Origin of the sequence: Ferrimicrobium acidiphilum DSM 19497, assembly GCF_000949255.1 — a bacterium.
GTDB lineage: Bacteria > Actinomycetota > Acidimicrobiia > Acidimicrobiales > Acidimicrobiaceae > Ferrimicrobium > Ferrimicrobium acidiphilum.
Map to the genome: position 1 here is coordinate 68370 of NZ_JXUW01000008.1, position 19530 is coordinate 87899.

A 19530-nucleotide genomic window follows, 5' to 3' on the forward strand; every position below is an offset into this window, starting at 1 on the left:
CTGGATGAGAGCGGGGCTAGTACACCCAGTTCTGGATACCTACTACCGGTAGGTTATGGTAGTGAGGTATGAAGACAGGGGAGCAGATGGATTCTCAGCGTTCGGCGCTCGCCTCGCTGGTGCCGTGAGGGTGGAGATGCCCTCTGCGTTGTCGGCGGCTAGCTCCAAAAAGGACGTGGCCAAAGACGGATATAGCTGGCGAGTCCGGCATTCTCCTCAGGCGGTCGGTCGTGTCTCAACGCCAGCAGGCTAATCCTTCGACTGGGGTCCATGTTACTGTGAGAAGGCTCGGCGTCATCGGCGCCTTTCTTACCTCAATAGTGGCAGCAGTTGTGCTTGTACTCGATGTTGGTGTGACCTTGGCACCGGTTGTACCAGTATCGCTATCACAGCCTCGCCAGGCGTCTGTTGTCGCTGCGGTTGGTGCTAGGCCCTCTCACCGACTGGTCGGCATTGGTGCCTCAGGAGCCTGGTGGTCGGTGCCCGCATATGCACTAGGCGTGAAGGATAGGAGGAGAATAGGTCGGTTGCTGTATGGGAATCATGGCCTCCGGCTCTCTCAATTTCGCTTCAACATCGGCGGTGGTGGAGTGGGCGTCTCCACCTGGTGGAAGGCGCCACCGACCTGGTATACCCCCAATGGTTCGTTCAACTTCGCCACCGACAGCCAGGCGGTCTACTTTCTTCGTCAAGCCGCAACAGCGCACGTTCACGATCTCGTTGGTTTCGTCAATTCGGCTCCGCCGGCGTTTACTTCGAATCATCAAAGCTGTGGGGGGACACTCCTGACTTCCGCGATACCAAGTTATGCTCTTGAACTTGCCATGACGGTCCAAGGAATTCAATCGCACTTTGGTGTCAAACTCTCCTATATCTCTCCGATGAATGAGCCGGTTGGTTCACAGGCGTCCTGTCATCAAGAAGGGATGGCGGTTCCGATCGGTGAGAGAGGTCCGCTCGTGGTTGCGCTCGCCCACGATCTTGCTCGACTCGCCCCGTGGTGCCATGTAATCGCCGACGAGTCCGCCTTTGTGGCCAATGGGTTTTTGGTAGATACTCCTAAGTGGCTTAGTTATCCAGGGGCATCGGGCGCTGTCGCCGCCCTTGCCTACCACGGATACGACTATCCAGATGCGCAGACTTTGCGGAGTGTCCACCGACTCGCCAACCAGCTCCATCACCAGGTCTGGGCGACCGAGATCTGTTGTCATACCCCGAACGGTTTTGCCTATCAGTATGACCCAACCATGATCTCAGGTATCTGGCTTGCTGACACCATATATAACGATCTGATGGTTGCTGGCGCCTCTGTATTCGACTGGTGGCTTGCTCTCTCTCCAGATCTGGGTTGTAACCCAGCAGCAGACCCCACCTGCTTTGCGGACATCAATGCGCTCGGTCGCAATGATGGACTGATCTACTTTGACCTCCACGGCGGTGCGAATGGAGACCATCGTCTTTATCTAACCAAACGCTATTGGGTATTGGCCAACTTCTCACGTTACCTGCGTCCAGGAGCCGAACTCTACCCGGTTGCGACCTCCGACCCGCGCGTCAAGGCGCTTGCTGCACGCGAGGGCAACCGAGAGATGATCATAGCCATCAATCGCAGCCCCGAGGGATCTCCACCAATCCCGCTAGTGATCGAGTTTCCTCCAAGATCAGGTCGATTGACCCCCAGCTACTCGGTGCAGACATCCTTCACTGATAGTTTGAAACCGGTGGCCAACCCCACGGTAACTGGTTCGATTATCGCGACGCTCAGTCAGCCATTTAGCGTGACCACCTACGTCTTTGACCGCAGCAACAAGTAGCCTGGAGTCGTAGAAGGAGGTACCTTTGGCACTTCGTTATGCGATGGTTCTTGCGGCAGGTAAGGGGACTCGGATGGCTTCAGAGCGGCCAAAGCCGCTCATGAAGCTCTGTGGGGTCTCGATGTTGAGGCACGTCATGCGAGCAGTGTTAGAGCTCGATGAGCTAGAACGTGTTGTCGTGGTGGTTGGACACCAGGCAGAGCTAGTGGAGCGAGAGCTGCGAGGGTATGGTTCTCATGCCCCGGAGATCGTCGCTGCCAGGCAACCAGAACAACGAGGGACTGGCGATGCGGTTTCGGCTGGTCTCTCTAGATTGCCGGATCTGTTACCTGGGGTCGGCGGCTCCGGGTCGGAGGTGCTAGTGCTTCCATCAGATACTCCACTGCTGACCGCAGAGACCTTAAAAGCGCTGGCCAAGGCTCATATGGAGAGTGGAAATGCGGCAACCATTCTTACCATGGAGGCGTCTAACCCAGCGGGTTATGGCAGGGTAGTGCGTAATGCAAAGGGGGCCGTGACTGAGATTGTAGAGGACCGCGATCTCGTTGGTGACCAGGCTATGATTCGGGAGGTAAACACCGGAGTCTATATTTTTGACCTTGCACTTTTGCCGGTAGCGATCAGACGTCTGGCTCCGTCGAACTCACAACGCGAGTACTACCTCACCGATGCCATTGAGCTTCTGACGCAGTCGGGTTATCAGGTTGGAGTGATGTCGGTTGCTGATGTGCAAGAGACTCAGGGTGTTAACGATCTTCCGCAGTTGGTAGCGGCTGAGGAGCTTATGCGATCGCGCATCCTCGCCCGCCATATCGGTGCTGGTGTGATGATGGTTCGGCCAGAGACGATCACGATTGATGCTGAGGTTCAGATAGGTCCCGGGACCACCATCTGGCCGAATACACTCCTGCTGGGTCATACAAGGATCGGTTCACATGCTGAGATCGGCCCTGAATCCAGCCTCATAGACACGGATGTTGGTGATGGGAGCAGGTTGGTAAGAGTAGATGCAACGGCGGCAACTATTGGCAGGTCGGTCATGGCTGGCCCATATGTCTCAATTCGAGAAGGAGCAACAGTATCTGACCGTGCGATCGTAGAGCCCTTCTCTTTGTTAAAGTGAACGGGTGTCCAATTTGACGATTCAGCCAAGTTGGCGAACACTTCTGCATGTTTTTGGTGAGGCTAAGGACGCTCAGGGCTGACTCAGGGTGGAGTCGAGCGAGTACTATGGGGTAGCACCATAACGGTTGCTTCAAGAGAGAAGAAGGAGCTTTTCATGGAGTTGGTCCCGAGGAAGCGGCTCGAGCTCTTTTCGGGTCGAGCTCATCCTGAGCTGGCTCGTGAGGTCGCTGACCACTTGCAGGTCAAGCTTGGCGAGCTCACCTTGCGAGAGTTTTCGGATGGTGAAATCTACTCGCGCTTCGATCAGTCCGTTCGAGGAAAGGACATTTTCCTGCTTCAGTCGCATGCTGGGCCAGTCAATGATTCGATCTTTGAGCAGCTGATCATGGTGGATGCCGCAAAGCGGGCCTCGGCAAAACGGATCACGGCGGTCTGTCCCTACTATGGCTATTCTCGCCAGGATCGCAAGGCCTCGGGCCGAGAGCCGATCACTGCAAAGCTGGTGGCAGATCTGTTTAAGGCGGCTGGCGCTGATCGCATCATCTCGGTTGATCTGCATTCGGGGCAGATTCAAGGTTTCTTTGATGGCCCCGTCGATCACCTTACGGCTACTCAGGTTTTGACCGACTATTTGCGGGCCCAAGACGCCAGTGATCTGGTGATTGTCGCTCCTGATGCAGGACGAGTGAAGGTTGCCGAGCGTTATGCACAGAAGCTTCAGGCTGGACTCGCCGTGGTTCATAAGAGTCGGCCAAAGGGCATGGCCAATGTGGTGAATGCTCTCAACGTTGTTGGAGACGTAGCCGCTAAACGTTGTGTCATCGTCGACGACATGATTGACACCGCCGGCACTGTGACCGCCGCGGCTGACCTGTTGCTCAGCAGAGGTGCCTCCGACGTTTGGGTGATGGCGACCCACCCCATTCTTTCTGGACCAGCTATTAAGCGACTTACCGACTCGAGTATCTCCCGAGTGATCGTCACCAATACGCTTCCATTAAGTGGGGATCGCCTCACAGACAAGATTGAGGTTGTGTCGATTGCGAAGGTGATAGCCGACGCGATTGCAGCCGTCTTTGAGGACGGCTCGGTGTCCGAGCTTTTCCATGGAGATAATCTCTCCTGAAAATTAACGAGCGAGAGCAGCTATGCTCTCTATGTTGTTTCTCAAAAAATATGTAGTCTCTGAAAAAGTGAGGTTTGTGTGGCGAAGGTTATTGCCTATGAAGGTAGAGAGCCAGGGAGTCCCGAGAGTCGGCGTCTTCGTGCATTAGGGAAGGTGCCAGCTGTTGTCTATGGCGGCACCTCGAAGGCTCGACACCTATTCGTCGACGCCCACGATTTTGAAACCGCACTTGGTCATAGGGTGAATGTCGGTGCTCTGATGGAGCTTGAGGTGGCCGGTAAGGTGACCACCGTGCAGCTCCAAGAGCTCCAACGGCATCCAGTGCGTCGCAGTCTAAGTCACCTCGACTTTTTGGCGATCAACGTCCGTGAGGAGATGGAGGCCACCATCGAACTGCGATCGGTGAGTGAGGAACTCGAGATGGAGGAGCCGAGCCTGCGAGTCCGAGGACATGTCAAGGATATTCCGGACTTCTTAGAGATCTCGCTCGAGATGCTCGGCGAGGCTGAGGTCTTCACCGCTGGCCAGATTCCACTCGCAAAAGGGTTGGTGTTGATAGGCGACCCCGAGATCGTCGTTGCCCGCCTGGCTGACAAGCTTTAGTTGCCCACACCGTGGGAGGTGACTAACTCGGTACTGGTGGTAGGTCTTGGAAATCCAGGCTCTCGCTATCGTGGCACTCGACACAACATGGGATTTGAGGTTGCTGACGCCCTAGCCAGTGATCTCGGGATAGTTTTTTCGCGTAAATATCACGGGTTGCTCGGAAGCGGACGACTTGGGACCTGCATGATAGATGTGCTGCTACCACAGACATTTATGAATGAGTCTGGTCTCGCGGTAGCTGAGTTTGTCCGATACCACCCAATTGACTATCCGGCGGGTCTAATCGTGATCCATGACGAGCTTGACCTCGAACCAGGAGTGGTGCGTGTCAAGTCAGGTGGTGGCCTAGCCGGACACAATGGCCTTAAGTCGATCGCCCACCTGCTTGGAACCCAGAATTTTCTACGGATCAGGGTCGGAATCGGGCGGCCCTCTGGGCGATCGTCTGTAGTTGATTTTGTGCTGTCTAGACCGGGGTCTGAGGACCGAATCGAACTTGATCTTGCAGTTCGGCGTGGTGTCGATGCGATCCGTGACATCATCGAGGTCGGACCCGATCGAGCGATGACTGAGTATAACCAACGGATACGGTGATGTCGTTCAAGGTGTTAACAAGGCTTGTTGCTGGGGTGAGCCAGACTCTGGAGCTTAGGACTCTGGGTGTCGCTCCAGCTGTGTCGGCTGCCCTGGTGGCCCAGAGTACGGCAGGGCGACGCATCCTCGTGATTGTGGCCAGTGAGGTCGAGGCTGAGACGATCGCCTACGACATCGCCAGCTTGCAAGACGGGTGCAACAGTTATTGGTTGCCAGCCTGGGATACGGTCCCGTTCGAGCGAGTAGCACCATCTATGCGCACCGTTGGGCTGCGTCTTCGTGCGCTGTCCGCGCTGCAAGAGAAGTCGGAGAGCGGTGTGGTGGTGACCGCATCGGTGAGATCAGCACTCCAACGCCTAGCTCCAAGTGCTCTTGACCTCGAGCGCTTCAGTCTTCATGTCGGCTCCTCGCTCCCTCAGGTCGAGTTGGTCGAGTTCTTGTTACGCAATGGATACCTGCGCGAAGCTCAGGTATCGAGTCCTGGCGAGTTTGCCGTGCGTGGCTCGATCGTCGACCTCTTTCCTCCTGACGCCGACAGCCCGATCCGAGCTGACTTCTTTGGCGACGAACTTGATCGCCTCGGCATCTTTGATCCTGGGTCGCAGGTAACCATTGATGCGATAGGTGAGTACGAGATTTTGCCGGCTAGAGAGGTGCTTGTTGACGGCCGTTTACGGGCAGGGCTCGAGGAGTTGGCCGAGCGAGCTCCAGTGCTTGGCGACCGGATTCGGGAGCTGCTCGATGGCACGAGCGCAGATCCAGCCGAGAGCCTTCTCCCTCTAGTACTCAATCATCAGGCTACCATCCCTTCTGACCTGCTAGATGAGGATGATGTGGTTATCTTGGCTGGTGGTGCCTTGCTTGAGGCGGAGTCGATACGCCTTGTCGCGGACGAGTTATCTATGACCCAGGCGCTAGCTCCTACTTGGGGGATCGAGGCTACCGAGTCAACAGCAGGCCTGCTCGCCTCCTTTGACCATATCTCAGAGAGTCCGGCGCAATCTGTCCTCCTCACCGATGATGGTGCGGATCCTCACCCACTGCGAATCGACCATAGAGACATGACCGGGTTCGTTGAGCGCGTTGGGTCCTTTATTCGCCGCGGATTCCGAGTGATCGTCACCGCAGAGTCTCAGGCTAGGGTGCGCGCGTTAACCGCAACGTTTGCGAGCTTTGAACGCTACCCGATTGCAATTGGAGCAGATGCTGATCCTCCAGAGACCGCCGGACTCTACTTGCTCGAGGGCGTGCGGCTCTATCACTCGTTCATCGTAGAGACCGCCAAGCTCGTCGTTGTCGCCGATACAGAGCTGGTACGACCGATAGCCAACCCGAGGACGCCACGTCGAAGCCCAAGGACGCTTAGCTCTACCCTCGATGACTTGGCTCCAGGGACTCTGGTCGTCCATGAGACCTACGGTATCGCTCGTTACCAGGGTATCGTATCGCGTTCCTTGGCCGAGGTTGAGCGCGACTATCTGCTACTGGAGTTCGGCGGTAAGGATAAGATCTATCTTCCTTCCGATCAGACCGACCGCATCACGCTCTACGTCGGTGGAGAGGATCCGGCGCTTTCACGTTTGGGATCCAGAGAGTGGAGTCAACAGGTACGTAAGGCGCGCAGGGCGGCCAACGAGGTTGCGCAGGAGCTCGTAGTGCTGTATCAGAAGCGACTGGTCACCGTCGGTCATGCCAAGGAGGCTGATACACCATGGCAGGATGAGATGGAGTCAGCGTTCCCGTATGAACTCACTCCGGACCAGGTGATCGCTATCGAGGAGATGAAGCGCGATCTTGAACAACCGATCCCTATGGATCGAATGATCTGCGGTGATGTCGGATTCGGGAAGACAGAGATCGCTATTAGAGCCGCATTCAAGACAATTCAGAGCGGGAACCAAGTGGCGATCCTCGTCCCTACCACGATTTTGGCACAGCAACACTATGACACCTTTAGGGAGCGCTTTGAACCCTATGGAGTCAAGGTTGGATTGCTGTCACGCTTTGTGAGCGGACGTGAGGTCAAACGGCTTAAGGAAGAGTTGCGCCTAGGTACGCTCGATTGTCTGGTAGCTACCCATGCCTTGGTCTCCAAAGAGATCGACTTCAAACGTCTAGGGCTCCTCGTAATCGACGAGGAGCAGCGATTCGGGGTTCAACACAAGGAGTTTTGGAAGACACGCCATCCGGACCTCGATGTGCTGACGCTGTCGGCTACTCCGATTCCGCGCACGCTTGAGCTTTCGCTGGTTGGGGTGCGTGACATGTCGCTACTTAGGACGCCACCGCTCGATCGGCAGCCGATCTTAACACATGTTGGTCCAGATGACGATGCTGCAATCTCCGAGGCGATCCGGCGCGAACTTATCCGTGGTGGGCAGGTGTTCTATGTACATAACCGTGTGCGCGATATCCAGTCGGTAGCGCGAAAGGTCGCCGACCTAGTCCCTACAGCACGTATTCTGATCGCTCACGGTCAGCTTCCCGAGCATGAACTCGAACGGGTGGTTGATGATTTCTGGCACCGGAGGGCAGACGTCTTGGTCTGCACCACCATCATCGAGAGCGGTATTGACCTTCCATCGGTGAACACGCTCATAGTCGATCACGCCGAAGATCTTGGACTTGGTCAGCTTCACCAGCTACGTGGGCGAGTAGGGCGTTCGGGGCAGCGAGCATACGCTTACCTGTTCTATCCTCGCACCAAGCCTCTTTCGGTGATTGCGCTTGAACGACTTCGCACTATTGTTGAGAACACAGACCTCGGTTCAGGTTACCGTATCGCCATGCGCGATCTCGAGTTGCGCGGTGCCGGTACCTTTCTGGGGCAACGACAGTCCGGCCACATGAGTGCGGTTGGCTACGAACTCTACGTCCGCCTGGTTGCCGAGGCGGTCGCCCAGATGAAGGGGGACGAGCGTATCGAGGTCGCGGAGATCAACATCGACCTTCCCATCTCTTACTCGATTCCTGTCTCCTATGTTGAGGAAGAGACGGTGCGAATGGACCTGTATCGCCGGCTTGCGCTTGCTTGTACCGATGCAGAGGTCACAGAACTCGCCGAGGAGTTGATCGATCGTTTTGGGCCACATCCGGATGTGGTTGCCAATCTAATTGCGATGACGCGTTTGAAGTTAACGCTGATCGAACGCGGAGTGCATGAGGTTGGGTCGCGCCGTTCCGCACGTACTGGAGGCATGGAGGTCTTCCTGAGACCACTTGAGCTGCGTCCCTCCGAGGAGGTACGGTTGCGACGACTACCATCGCGACCGAGTTACCGTGCGATCGACCACGAGGTAGTAGTTCCCTTTCGACCTCGGGACGACCTTCTTGCTCTGGTTGGTGAAATCGTCATGGGATCGCCGAATTCACGCTCCTAGGTTTCGCATAGTAGGCTAGGAAAGCTGTGGAACCAAGGAGGAGTATGTCTCGAAGGTTGTTGAAGTTCCTTCCGCTTGGGTTAGGTGCTTTGCTTGCGAGCTGTTCGACGATAGGTTATGCTGCCAAAGTAGGGCCGCAGACGATATCCAATAGTCAGCTACATACCGAGCTGCGTGAGGTCTCCTCAAACGCCGCTTTCGATGCTTTGCTAGCTAAGAACAAGTCGCCGGTCTTTGGGCCAAATAAGAAGAGTTACAGCACATTATTTGTCGATAATATTTTGAATCGACGGATTACCATCTACCGCATCTTACAGGTGGAGCACAGACTGAATATCACGCCAACGCCACTTGAGTCTCAACTTGCAAAGGCGTTAACCGTCCAGTCGGTCGGCTCCCAGGCCACGTTCAACGCGTTTTCGAAGGCATATCAGAATCAGCTAGTGAGCGATACTCGGGCGATTGTAGCCATGGAGGCCCATCTCGCGAAGGTCAATCTCACTACTTCGGGTGTGCAGTCATATTACAGCAGCCACCACGCGAGTTTCATTGACGTCTGTTCGTCACAGATACTTGAGACGTCTGCACTCGAGGCTGACGCCGTGCTCGCTAAGATCAAGGCGGGGCTTTCATTTGCCGCAGCCGCCAGTAAGTACTCGGTGGACAAAGCTTCGCAGGCCACAGGTGGAGCAGTGGGATGTGGGACGATCTCGCAATATCAACAGGTTCTAGGGCCGAACTATACGCACGCAGTTGAGACGTTACCAGTGAAGACGCCTTCGCAGCCGGTGCAGATCTCCCAAGGCTGGTCGATCGTTGAGGTAACCTCTCGGACGCTGATCCCGTTCCACAATGCCGAACTCAGTGCAGCCAACGATGAGTTGTCCCATGGATCAGCTCTTCTCAACTCCTTCCTAGCTCGCCAGTCCAGGGCGGAATCCCTCAAGGTTAACCCTCTGTATGGGCGTGTGCGAGATGTCGGAGGCGTTATCCAGGTGGCACCGAGCAAAGGGCCGGGTCAAAAGGTCCTGAGTCAGTACTTCACACCCGGACTTGCCAATTAGCTGCGCTAGCAACCACTATACCTCAACAAAGCTGGCCTGAAGCATCATTGGTTACGAGTGCGTAGCCGCCGTCTATTGGCGGCCAGCTATCGATTGATAGATTTGCTGTGGGCTAAGCGGCAGGTTGATATGTCGAATACCTAGATGGCTAAGCCCATCGATGACTGCATTCCATACGGCAGGAGTTGAGCCGATCGTGCCAGACTCACCGATACCCTTGGCCCCTAGTGGGTTCATAAAGGTCGGAGTCTCCTGGTGGATGACTCCAAATGAGGGTAGTTCGGAGGCCGAGATGACGGTGTAGTCGGCGAAGTTGGGGGTCAGTGGAGTACCATCAGCGCTGTAGCGGAACTCCTCGAAAAGGGCTTGAGCTATCCCTTGGGAGATCCCTCCGTGAACTTGGCCTTCTGCGAGCAACGGATTGAGTAGCCTTCCGGCATCGTCGACGGCAGTGAAGCTGATCAACCTTACCTGACCGGTCTCGACGTCGACCTCGACTGCTGCTAGGTGTGCTCCAAAAGGATAGGTTGCATCGTCTGGGTCGAAGTCAAGTGTAACGTCCAGGGGTTGCCCCATCTCCCTGGCTCGTTTGGCGAGGTTGGACCAGTCGATCGTGAGTGATGGGCTACCCTTCACGAAGGCGCCACTAGTAGTTAGCTCTACATCAGCCTCACTCGCCTCAAACATGGCGGCCGCCATGCGTTTGGCCCGTATGTTGAGCTCATGGGCGGCTCCAGAGATGGCAGCTCCTCCAGTTTGCAACGATCGAGAGCCGAAGGTCCCAACCCCTCTGGGGACCAGGTCGGTGTCGCCAGTGATGACCTGAATCTGGTCGAGGTCAACACCAAGTTCGTCGGCGATGAGCATCGACCAAGCAGTTGCGTGCCCCTGTCCATGTGGGGAGGTGCCGGAGTATGCGACGATGCTGCCGTCGTCCTTCACCTCGACGCGACCATACTCGCTCGATCCTCCTCCATTGGTGACCTCGACGTAGACGGCGATGCCAATACCTAATTGGAGCGGTGCTCGTTCAACGCGACGACGACGTTGTTCATCGCGAAGCTGCTCGTAACCGGCATGTTCACAGACGGAGTCGAGGGCTCTGGCATAGTCACCAACATCGTAGTTAGCTCCGGTCGGGGTTGTGAGCGGGAACGCCTCCTTTGGGATCAAGTTACGTCGTCGGAGTTCAACAGCGTCGATCTCGAGTTCGGCTGCCAGTCTGTCCATCATACGCTCGATAGCCGCGGCGGCCTCAGGGCGACCAGCACCGCGGTAGGCGGATATGGGTGTTGTATTGGTGGCTACTGATACGTACGAGGTCTCGACATTGGGTATGAGGTAGGTCCCAGGTGCCATCAGGCAGGTGAGGGTTGGTAGGAGTGCGCCAAAGGCGGGATAGGCGCCACTATCTTGAACGATACGCATTCGGTAACCGACGAGCTTTCCGTCTTTTGTCGCGCCAAGCTCGAGGTACTGGACCTGCGCCCGACCGTGAACGAGGCCCAGCATGGAGCGACTACGGTCCTCGTGCCATTTAATCGCCCGTCTGAGCTTCAGGGTTGCGGCTGCGATGGCGACGTCCTCTGGGTAGACCGTTACTTTGGCCCCAAATCCACCACCGACATCTTGAGCTCTAACGACAATACTAGCTTCATCGATGTCAAGGCATCTGACTAGCGTGCGCTTCAATCCATGAGCTGATTGAGTCGATGAGTAGACGATAAGACGACCATCTTGTGTCGGCACAGCGGCCATCGCCCGGGTCTCCAGCGAGCATGGTGCGAGTCGCTGATTGATCAAGCGCTCGCCCACGATGACGTCGGCACCATCAAAGAGTGTTGGATTCTGCGCTTGGTCGCTCTCGGAGAAGATGTTGCTGGTGCCTGGAAAGAGGGGTACCGTATCTTTGAGCGCCTCCTCTGGGTCTATGACTACCCCAAGAGGATCAAAGTCGGCATAGACCAACTCGGCGCCGTCGAAGGCGGCCTGTGGGGTTTCGGCAAGAACGAGAGCGTAGGGTTCACCGACGTAGCGCACTCGGTCGCGTGCGAGTATTGGCCGAGCACACTCTGGACGACCCTTCACTGCCGCTGGGATCGGGTTGGCCTCGAGATCTGCAGCGCTCAAAACATGGGTCACACCGGGCGCGGCAAGAGCTTCGTCGGTAGAGATGCTGGTAAAACTGGCGTGGGCGAAGGGCGATGTGACGAAACAGGCATAGAGCGGGTGGTCGAGCTCTAGATTTGCGACGTAGTTGCCATCTCCTTGTAGAAGACCAGGATCCTCTTTTCTAATCACACGGCTGCCGAGAATACTCATGTCGGGTCCTTTCCTCCTATCTTTCTAGCACCTTTTCAGGGCTAGGTTGTGATCGATGAATCCTCGCGATGATCCGAATTGGCTGGGGGTGGGGTGTTGCGGTAGCCGCTATCGGCGCGAACGCTGCAGCTGTGATTCTCTTGCGCGAGCGACGCACGAGTTCGATGGAAGGGAGCGCGCGGCTCACTGCTCAAGATTGGTGTGTCCGCGGGTGATAGAGGGGTGAACTGGGGAGAATTTGATACGGAGTCGAACCAGTGGGATACATTCCAAAATCGTTGCGCGCGATGGTCTCGATCCATTGTGGCGAGTTGAGCTGCGCAATCCTCCGTTTGAGGTTGGTATTCTCGGACTGTAATGCCCGCAAAGTCGCCGCGTCGTTGTGCTTGGTGGTAACCGCGCCGAGGAGTTGTCCAGCAGGAAGGACGGCCGTGACATAGATCACAGCGCCCACGAGCAGGGCTGCGATGATGATGACCCGCCGCCGAACCTTCACTTGCCTCTCTTGACCCAATCGATGAACCTCGCCCCTTCGCCTAGCATAGCTTCAATTCGGAGCAGCTGGTTGTATTTTGCAACTCTATCAGAGCGCGCCGGCGCTCCCGTCTTGATCTGCCCAGCCCCAGTCGCGACGGCGAGGTCTGCTATGAAGGTGTCTTCGGTCTCGCCAGAACGATGCGATATGACGGTGGAGTAGCCGTGGGAACGTGCGAGCTCCATAGTCTCCAGCGTCTCAGTAAGCGTGCCGATCTGATTCAGCTTGATCAAAATGGAGTCGGCAACTGACTCCTTGAAGCCACGCTCGAGCCTCCGCGGATTGGTGACGAAGATGTCGTCGCCAACAATTTGAATCTTGCCGCGTAGTCGTTGGGTGAAGATCTTCCATCCCTCCCAATCCTCCTCTGCCATCGGATCTTCGATCGAGACGATGGGAAATGCATCGACTAGCTGTGCATAGTAATCGACCATCTCATCTGGCGTCAACGACTTGTCCTCGCCCTTCAAGACGTAGTGGCCCTCGCGGAAGAACTCGGTGCTGGCGGGATCTAACGCTAGTGAGACGTCGATGCCTGGCCTTAGGCCAGCCTTTTCAATCGCCTTGACCAAGAGTTCAAGCGCCTCTTGGTGCGAGTGTAGGTTGGGCGCAAAACCGCCCTCATCGCCGACGGTAGTCGAGAGTGATTGTGCGGCGAGTTCTGCCTTCAAAGCCGCATAGGTTTGTACTCCCCACTGCAGTGCCTCTCTAAACGTTACCGCTCCATGAGGAACGAGCATGAACTCTTGCATGTCGAGGTTGTTCGAGGCGTGTACTCCTCCGTTGATCACGTTCATCATCGGCACTGGGAGTAGGGTTGCATTCACGCCACCGAGGTAAGAGGTGAGTGGGAGGCGGGAGGCGTTGGCCGCGGCCCTGGCGGCTGCGAGCGAGACCGAGAGCATCGCGTTGGCACCCAGTCGCGACTTGTCCTGTGTGTCGTCAAGGGAGATCATTGCTCTATCCAAGAGTCGTTGTTGACGGGCGTCATAACCGATCACGGCTCCGGCGATCGGGCCGTTGACGTTGGCTATAGCCTTGCTGACGCCTTTACCTCCATAGGTTGGTCCGCCGTCTCTCAGCTCTACCGCCTCGAACTTACCTGTTGAGGCTCCTGACGGCACGATGGCCCGCCCGCGGGCGCCGCCAACGAGAGCGACCTCCGCCTCAACTGTCGGATTTCCCCGGGAGTCGAGCACCATTCGCGCTGCTACCTGGGTGATCTCAGTATCATTGCGTGCCATAAGGTTGCCTTTCGTCTTGTCTTGCCGTCTCATTTAACTTAGCATCTAAGCAGGTCTAGTGGCACATCGTCGCCATAGTTGGAGACGACCTGCGAGCCGATCAACCTGGTATGAGTTCCTCGAGCAGACGGGCCGCACGGCGAAGTGTCTCCTCAAGATCGATCTCCTGGGTGAGCGCGGTCAATGCTGCCAGCGCAAAATTGGTGGCACTTTGATCTGTCGTTGAGGATGCATCGATTCTCGCGATTAGTTCCTCTGGAGTGAGACCGAGACCGGTGAGCTTGCGGTAACTCTTTTGGAGTCTGAGCGCCGCTGGGAGGGCTTCAGGCACTTGGGATCGAGTGGAGTTCCTCCGCTCCTCGGCCTTTATGGTCTCCCAATTGGCCACGACTTGCTCTGCCGAGTCGACGTCGACGTCGGCAAAGACGTGTGGGTGACGTCGAACAAGTTTGGTCTGGAGCGTGCGTGCGATGGAAGCAAGATCGAAGTCCTCGACCTCGCTAGCTATCTCGGCGTGCATCAGAACCTGAAGGAGCAGATCGCCGAGCTCCTCCTCAAGATGAGCAACGAGGGTTGGTTCTTCTGTTGCGGTAACAACATCGGTTAACTCGAGATCATCGATCGCCTGGACCACCTCGTGAGCCTCTTCTAGTAGGTGGCGCGCGAGCGAGCGATGCGTCTGCTCTGCATCCCAGGGACACTCGACGCGCAATCTATGTACAACATCGATTAGCGAACTCAAATCGCCGTAGAGCGGGGTGAGATTGGTGATAAAGAGGCTGGTAAGGTGGTCGCAGAGGTCAAGTTCAGCGCTTGTCTCGACGACGTCAACTACCTTCTCATCGGCCTGGCCGAGGTGGTGAAGCATCTGGACGTGACCATGACGCTCCTCTACTTTGGCTGTGATCTCTCGCGCGATCATAGGATCAAAGCACTGCAGTACGAGCAGCGTTTCGCTGTCGGTGGGGAGCTGGTCGAGAAGATCTATGGCGTCTACTATCTTTAGCCCATCGATCGGATCCCAGTGGAGCTTGAGTGCGGCGTAGTCGATGAGACCGAGTCCCGCCCCGATCTCTATAGTGATGCCGGGCTCTTTAAGTAGGAGTTGCACGCTTCGTTCTCCGATGGCTGGAGATCCTGGAACGACGTAGGCAAGGCGAGTGTCATCCGTCATTTTCGCGAGACTCACGATTCGATCTGCGATCTTTGGATAGAGCTCATCGAAGTCAGTAGCTCCGTCGTAGAGGTCATCGCAGCTGAGTATGGGTACCCCTGGCTCAACTATCTCAGCGATCGCTTCAGATAGGCCAGGATGGCGAAGTGTCCTGCACACCACGGTGGTGCACCCCTCCAAGGCAGCAGAGAGACTTTGTGGTGAAGCATTGGCTATGCCGGCTCCGACGAGGACGATAGTAGGTTGCATGGAGCCAGGCTACCGCCTCTCCCAGCGTTGTTGTAAGCCTCACTTGTGCTGATTCACTAGCTGAGTGCCTGGGTGGAGCGCTATCGTTGGTTCCCAGGAATCCACGGCCTGCCTCTTGCTTGCGGGTACCTTGTGACCGCAGTCGTTACGCCGTGGTCCATCTTCGCGCCAGATGTCAACAGGTTCGCGCGATGCTAGTGGCTTGATTAGCTCCTGATGAGAGTTTTCAAGAAAGTGCCGCCCTACCAGGAGAATGACGCTTCATCAAATGTTTAAGTTTTCCGCAAAGTTTTCCGAGAACTTAATTCTGAGGTTCCCCACGAACCTCAGAGCATGGGTGGAGGAGGAATTGGGTGGATGCGTTATGCCCTGTCTGTCGTGAAAAGGAGCTCGTAATTATCGAGCTAGGGGTCGGCGATCATGAGGTGGTTCTTGTGAGTTGTGCCGCCTGTGGTAGCCGTTGGTGGCGTCGCGATGGATTTGAAACACAGGTTGCTGAGGTGGTTGAGTTGGCTATGACTACCGCGCGGTCGGGAGGCCGCCGTAAGAGCGGTAGGCCAACGAAAACTGCATCCTGATCTGATGATAACCTAGCCCACAAAGTCGACTGGCTTAGTACCAGTGAGATGCTGTGGGTTAGGTGAGATCTTCGATATCGGCTTGCGTATCGTCGGACTGTGGCAGATTGTGTTGAGTCGCGTGTGCGACCGACGGGTGATAGTCGGCCCTTGGCCGCGCGACCGAGAGTCTCTTGGTGACTCCAGCTCGCTTTTGAGAGAATGGGGTTGGAGCGGCGTGGGTAAAGCGTTACTCGTCAGGGGTAGGGATATCCGTGTGGTTGCGGTGGATGGCCGCTTGAGCACGGTCCACTTTGGTTGGTGGCGATTCAGTCGAAGGGCTGACAAGGTCTCCAACGATCACAAAGACCTTACGGATCTGGGTGTACAGCCATGACGTGGTCATCTTCGAAGATCTGAAGATCGAAGACACGACCAAGTTAGTCAGACAAACTAGAGCCAAGGCTGGAAGGAACGTTCGAGCCAAATCCGGGCTCAACGCATCGATCCTTGGACAAGGTTGGACTGCTTGTCACCAACACCTTACAGATAGCGCCACGAACGCTGCACTGGGAGTCGAAATACGCCGTTTCCCGTTAACGTGTCTACAAACACGGGCGTAGGTTGGTCGGAGCGTGATCTCGCGACGACAAAGATTTACAGAGACCAACCAGCCAACCTCTCCTGCGGGTCGTGTGGCTATGCCGTCAACGCAGGTGTGAATGCAGCCAATTACACACCTGCCACAGACCTAGCGGCACAAGAACGTAACCGAAGATCGCAAGCTAGCTTTGATAAGACACGACCTAGTGAAAGGTCAATCAACTAGGGCGGCATGAACGCCCCCGGAAGCTCCGCCTTCCAGAGCGAGGAGGATCTCACTTCTGCTAGGCTCGCCAGTGTTCGGTGGGCCGCCGAGTTGGCTAGAATACGCTAGTTTGGTCCCGCTGCATGACCGTCATGACGGGTTCGTGCATTTGAGCAGTCGTCGTAGCGAAAGAGGGTGAATCCGGCTCATGAGCGATATTTTCAAGGCCTACGATGTGCGTGGTATCGTACCAGACGAACTAAATGAGGACTGGGCGCGGGCTATTGGAGCGGCTTTTGCAGAGGTTGCCGATGCCGACCAGGTGATCGTGGGATCGGACATGAGGCTCTCGTCAGGCGCGCTCAGAGCCGCACTGACAGAGGGGCTTACTGGAGCAGGAATCGACGTCATCGACCTCGGACTGGCCTCGACTGACCTTCTTTATTTTGCTAGTGGGAAACTCAATTGCCCGGGTGTGATGATTACCGCTTCACACAACCCTGGAAACTACAACGGCATCAAGTTCTGCAGGGCAGGAGCGAGCCCGGTGGGTGCAGAGAGCGGATTGATGGAGGTGCAGGAGCTGGCGACCAATTATCTCGCCACCTCGGTGCCATCGCGCGCGGTTCACGGAACGCGCCAAGAGCGTCCAATGTTGGATGAGTACGTCTCTCACGTGCACTCGTTCGTTGATGTGGCCAAGCTACGTGGTTTGCGGGTCGTCGCTGATACCGCCAACGGTATGGGTGGTTTGATTGTGCCGCCGGTTTTTGACGGCCTTGGCATCAGCCTTGAGGTGCTCTATGGAGACCTTGACGGCTCCTTCCCCAACCATCCGGCAGATCCCATCCAGCCCGAGAATTTAGTCGACTTGAGAGCTAAGGTCCTCTCCGTGGGCGCTGATGTTGGGCTCGCGTTCGATGGTGATGCCGATCGAGTATTCCTCGTCGACGACAAGGCGGCACCCGTCTCAGGATCGACGACGACCGCGCTGATCGCCCGTCGGATCCTGAGCCGGTACCCAGGACAGACGATTTTGTACAACCTGATCTGTTCAAAGGCTGTCCCGGAGGTGATTACAGAGGCGGGCGGAGTGGCGATCCGTACTCGGGTTGGCCATTCGTTCATCAAGGCGGATATGGCTCGTACTGGCGCTATTTTCGGTGGTGAACACTCTGGCCACTATTACTTTCGCGATAACTATCGTGCAGACTCTGGCATGATTGCAGCGCTCACCGTTCTCGAAGAGATGGCCACCCAAGGCTCCTCGTTGTCAGAGATGAGAGGATCACTCGAGCGATACTCGGACTCAGGTGAGGTAAATAGCAAAGTTCAGAATACTGCCGCGGTTCTTAAATTCGTCGAGAACGCATATCAAGGGCGAGCCGAGGTGGACCATCTCGACGGGTTGACGCTCGATTTTGGAGATTGGTGGTTTAACCTTCGCCCATCTAACACCGAACCATTGTTGCGCCTCAACCTAGAGGCTGCGACTGACGATGAGGTATCGCGTCGCTCTCACGAGGTTCTGGCGGTGGTGGCAAAGGCTGACTCAGAGGAGGTACGATGACCCTTTCGCCGGAGCTGGTGGCCATCTTGGCATGCCCAGTAGATCACGAGCCGCTGCTGTATCTTGATGCTGAGAGCCTGTTGTATAATCCGCGGCTCAAGCGCAAATATCGCATCGAGGGTGACATTCCAATCCTGTTGATCGAGGAGGCTGAAATCGTCGATGACGCCGAGCATGTCCGCTTGCTGGGGCTTGCATCGGAAAGGCCCTCTGCTGACCAAGGGGAGGATGCCTAAGTGCAAGCTGATTCCCAAGGTATGTGGGAGGCCACGCGGGCGCTTCCGGAACAGATGGAGACGGCTCTATCTCAGATCTCTACAGTATGCGACCTGCCGAACAAAGATCACATCGAACATGTCGTTGTGGTTGGCATGGGAGGGAGTGGCATCGCGGGAGATGTGGCAATAGCAGCGGCCGCACCGTATATGCCGATCCCAATCACCATCGTCAAGGGCTATGAGCTACCGAGCTATGTCGGAGAGCATTCGCTAGTCATAGCGGTGTCCTTCTCCGGTAACACCGAGGAGACACTCGAAGTAGTCTCTAGGGCGATCGATCATGGAGCCAAATGTGTCGCCGTTACCGCTGGAGGCGAGCTCGATCGGGTCATGCGGGAGCGGGGTGGTTGTGTCGTTCACGTCGATGGTACTATCCCACAGCCGCGAGCGGCGTTTGGTGCACTATCGGTCTCCGTCCTTGGCGTCTTGGATCAGGTCGGGTTGTTTCCAGGTGCAACCGGTTGGATCAACCTCGCTATCGCGCGCCTCAAGGAGAGGCGGATTGAACTCGACTCGGCGGATTCGATCGCCGATGTAGTCGCGTCACAGCTCTCCGGCACGATTCCTATCATCGTCTCCTCTGGCTCACTTGGCAAAGTAGCTGCGATGCGGTGGAAGGCGCAGATCAATGAGAACGCAAAGGCGCCCGCCTTTTACTCCGTGTATCCAGAGGCGTGCCATAACGAGCTTGCTGGCTTTGATGCGTACCCGGAGTTGCTAGCCAGTGATTTTTCACTTGTGATTCTTCGTCACGATCATGAACATCCTCAGATTGCTCGTCGTTACCAATTCGCGGCCGAGACGATTGGCCCGCGGTTCGCTCACTGTATCGAGGTTGGAGCTCATGGTGTTGGAGAGTTAGCCAATCTTTTTGACCTCACCTTTGTCGGGGATTACGTTGCCCTTTCACTTGCCGGACGACTTGGATTCGATCCTGGACCTATAACGCTGCTTGACAAGGTCAAACGTTTCTTAGCGGGTTCTGTCGTCGAGTAGACCTACTGAGGGCGGGTTGGCTAGCTGCTATCGGTTGTCGACTAATAGGTGTACCCGTCTCATCAGGTAGAGTAGATGACACGACCAA

At 56.2% G+C, this 19530-nt stretch carries 15 protein-coding genes; 11 read left to right on the plus strand and 4 right to left on the minus strand.

Translation table 11 applies throughout. From position 1 onward, the window contains the following. Window positions 1-61: 61 nt before the first annotated feature. The 8 genes from FEAC_RS15490 (at window position 62) to FEAC_RS05705 (ending at window position 9709) form a co-directional block, all read left to right on the plus strand. Entirely contained in the window at window positions 62-253 is a 192-nt protein-coding gene (locus FEAC_RS15490; protein ID WP_160290337.1) for a hypothetical protein, read from the plus strand. After that, a complete protein-coding gene (locus tag FEAC_RS05675) occupies window positions 231-1814 on the plus strand; it encodes a glycoside hydrolase (protein WP_035388972.1) in 1584 nt (527 codons plus the stop codon). Before FEAC_RS15490 ends, FEAC_RS05675 begins: the two co-directional genes overlap by 23 nt. 25 nt (window positions 1815-1839) lie before the next feature. Beyond that, window positions 1840-2937: an NTP transferase domain-containing protein gene (locus tag FEAC_RS05680; RefSeq protein WP_052565748.1), complete on the plus strand. Its 1098-nt coding sequence runs from the start codon at window positions 1840-1842 to the stop codon at window positions 2935-2937. Window positions 2938-3093: 156 nt separating this feature from the next. Then, window positions 3094-4065 (plus strand): ribose-phosphate diphosphokinase, encoded by a 972-nt coding sequence (locus FEAC_RS05685; RefSeq protein WP_035388973.1) that lies wholly within the window; start codon window positions 3094-3096, stop codon window positions 4063-4065. Between the two features lie 78 nt (window positions 4066-4143). Next, window positions 4144-4668, plus strand: a complete 525-nt coding sequence (locus FEAC_RS05690; RefSeq protein WP_035388974.1) for a 50S ribosomal protein L25 — start codon at window positions 4144-4146, stop codon at window positions 4666-4668. Between the two features lie 18 nt (window positions 4669-4686). Next, window positions 4687-5265, plus strand: a complete 579-nt coding sequence (gene pth / locus FEAC_RS05695; RefSeq protein WP_035389013.1) for an aminoacyl-tRNA hydrolase — start codon at window positions 4687-4689, stop codon at window positions 5263-5265. A 35-nt stretch (window positions 5266-5300) separates the two neighbouring features. Next, window positions 5301-8645, plus strand: coding sequence for a transcription-repair coupling factor (mfd, locus tag FEAC_RS05700; RefSeq protein ID WP_160290338.1), 3345 nt, complete (start codon window positions 5301-5303; stop codon window positions 8643-8645). Window positions 8646-8689: 44 nt separating this feature from the next. Next, window positions 8690-9709, plus strand: a complete 1020-nt coding sequence (locus FEAC_RS05705; protein WP_035388975.1) for a peptidylprolyl isomerase — start codon at window positions 8690-8692, stop codon at window positions 9707-9709. Between the two features lie 72 nt (window positions 9710-9781). Here FEAC_RS05705 and FEAC_RS05710 read toward each other — a convergent pair whose 3' ends face one another. From FEAC_RS05710 to FEAC_RS05725, 4 genes are all read right to left on the minus strand, one after another. Further along, entirely contained in the window at window positions 9782-12031 is a 2250-nt protein-coding gene (locus FEAC_RS05710; protein ID WP_035388976.1) for a xanthine dehydrogenase family protein molybdopterin-binding subunit, read from the minus strand. Window positions 12032-12221: 190 nt separating this feature from the next. Continuing rightward, a complete protein-coding gene (locus FEAC_RS05715) occupies window positions 12222-12545 on the minus strand; it encodes an FtsB family cell division protein (protein WP_081901030.1) in 324 nt (107 codons plus the stop codon). Beyond that, window positions 12524-13810: a phosphopyruvate hydratase gene (gene eno / locus FEAC_RS05720; RefSeq protein WP_035388978.1), complete on the minus strand. Its 1287-nt coding sequence runs from the start codon at window positions 13808-13810 to the stop codon at window positions 12524-12526. Before eno ends, FEAC_RS05715 begins: the two co-directional genes overlap by 22 nt. A 100-nt stretch (window positions 13811-13910) precedes the next feature. Continuing rightward, complete coding sequence (locus tag FEAC_RS05725) at window positions 13911-15233, minus strand: MazG nucleotide pyrophosphohydrolase domain-containing protein (RefSeq protein ID WP_035388979.1); 1323 nt, start codon at window positions 15231-15233, stop codon at window positions 13911-13913. A gap of 1573 nt (window positions 15234-16806) precedes the next feature. Here FEAC_RS05725 and FEAC_RS05740 point away from each other — a divergent pair. Genes FEAC_RS05740 through FEAC_RS05750 form a run of 3 tightly spaced genes read left to right on the plus strand, consistent with a single transcriptional unit; the run spans window position 16807 to window position 19442 of the window. Further along, entirely contained in the window at window positions 16807-18168 is a 1362-nt protein-coding gene (locus tag FEAC_RS05740; RefSeq protein WP_201773857.1) for a phosphohexomutase domain-containing protein, read from the plus strand. Further along, entirely contained in the window at window positions 18165-18404 is a 240-nt protein-coding gene (locus FEAC_RS05745; protein ID WP_035388983.1) for a Trm112 family protein, read from the plus strand. The genes FEAC_RS05740 and FEAC_RS05745 overlap by 4 nt, the downstream gene beginning before the upstream one ends. After that, a complete protein-coding gene (locus FEAC_RS05750) occupies window positions 18405-19442 on the plus strand; it encodes an SIS domain-containing protein (RefSeq protein ID WP_035388984.1) in 1038 nt (345 codons plus the stop codon). Window positions 19443-19530 lie beyond the last annotated feature (88 nt).

What these genes read in the sequence shown, in the direction of transcription:
- FEAC_RS05685 (WP_035388973.1), top strand. Translation starts at nt 3,094, where the DNA reads ATGGAGTTGGTCCCGAGGAAGCGGCTCGAGCTCTTTTCGGGTCGAGCT.
- FEAC_RS05705 (WP_035388975.1), top strand. Translation starts at nt 8,690, where the DNA reads ATGTCTCGAAGGTTGTTGAAGTTCCTTCCGCTTGGGTTAGGTGCTTTG.
- FEAC_RS05710 (WP_035388976.1), bottom strand. Translation starts at nt 12,031, where the DNA reads ATGAGTATTCTCGGCAGCCGTGTGATTAGAAAAGAGGATCCTGGTCTT.
- eno (WP_035388978.1), bottom strand. Translation starts at nt 13,810, where the DNA reads ATGGCACGCAATGATACTGAGATCACCCAGGTAGCAGCGCGAATGGTG.
- FEAC_RS05725 (WP_035388979.1), bottom strand. Translation starts at nt 15,233, where the DNA reads ATGCAACCTACTATCGTCCTCGTCGGAGCCGGCATAGCCAATGCTTCA.
- FEAC_RS05740 (WP_201773857.1), top strand. Translation starts at nt 16,807, where the DNA reads ATGAGCGATATTTTCAAGGCCTACGATGTGCGTGGTATCGTACCAGAC.
- FEAC_RS05745 (WP_035388983.1), top strand. Translation starts at nt 18,165, where the DNA reads ATGACCCTTTCGCCGGAGCTGGTGGCCATCTTGGCATGCCCAGTAGAT.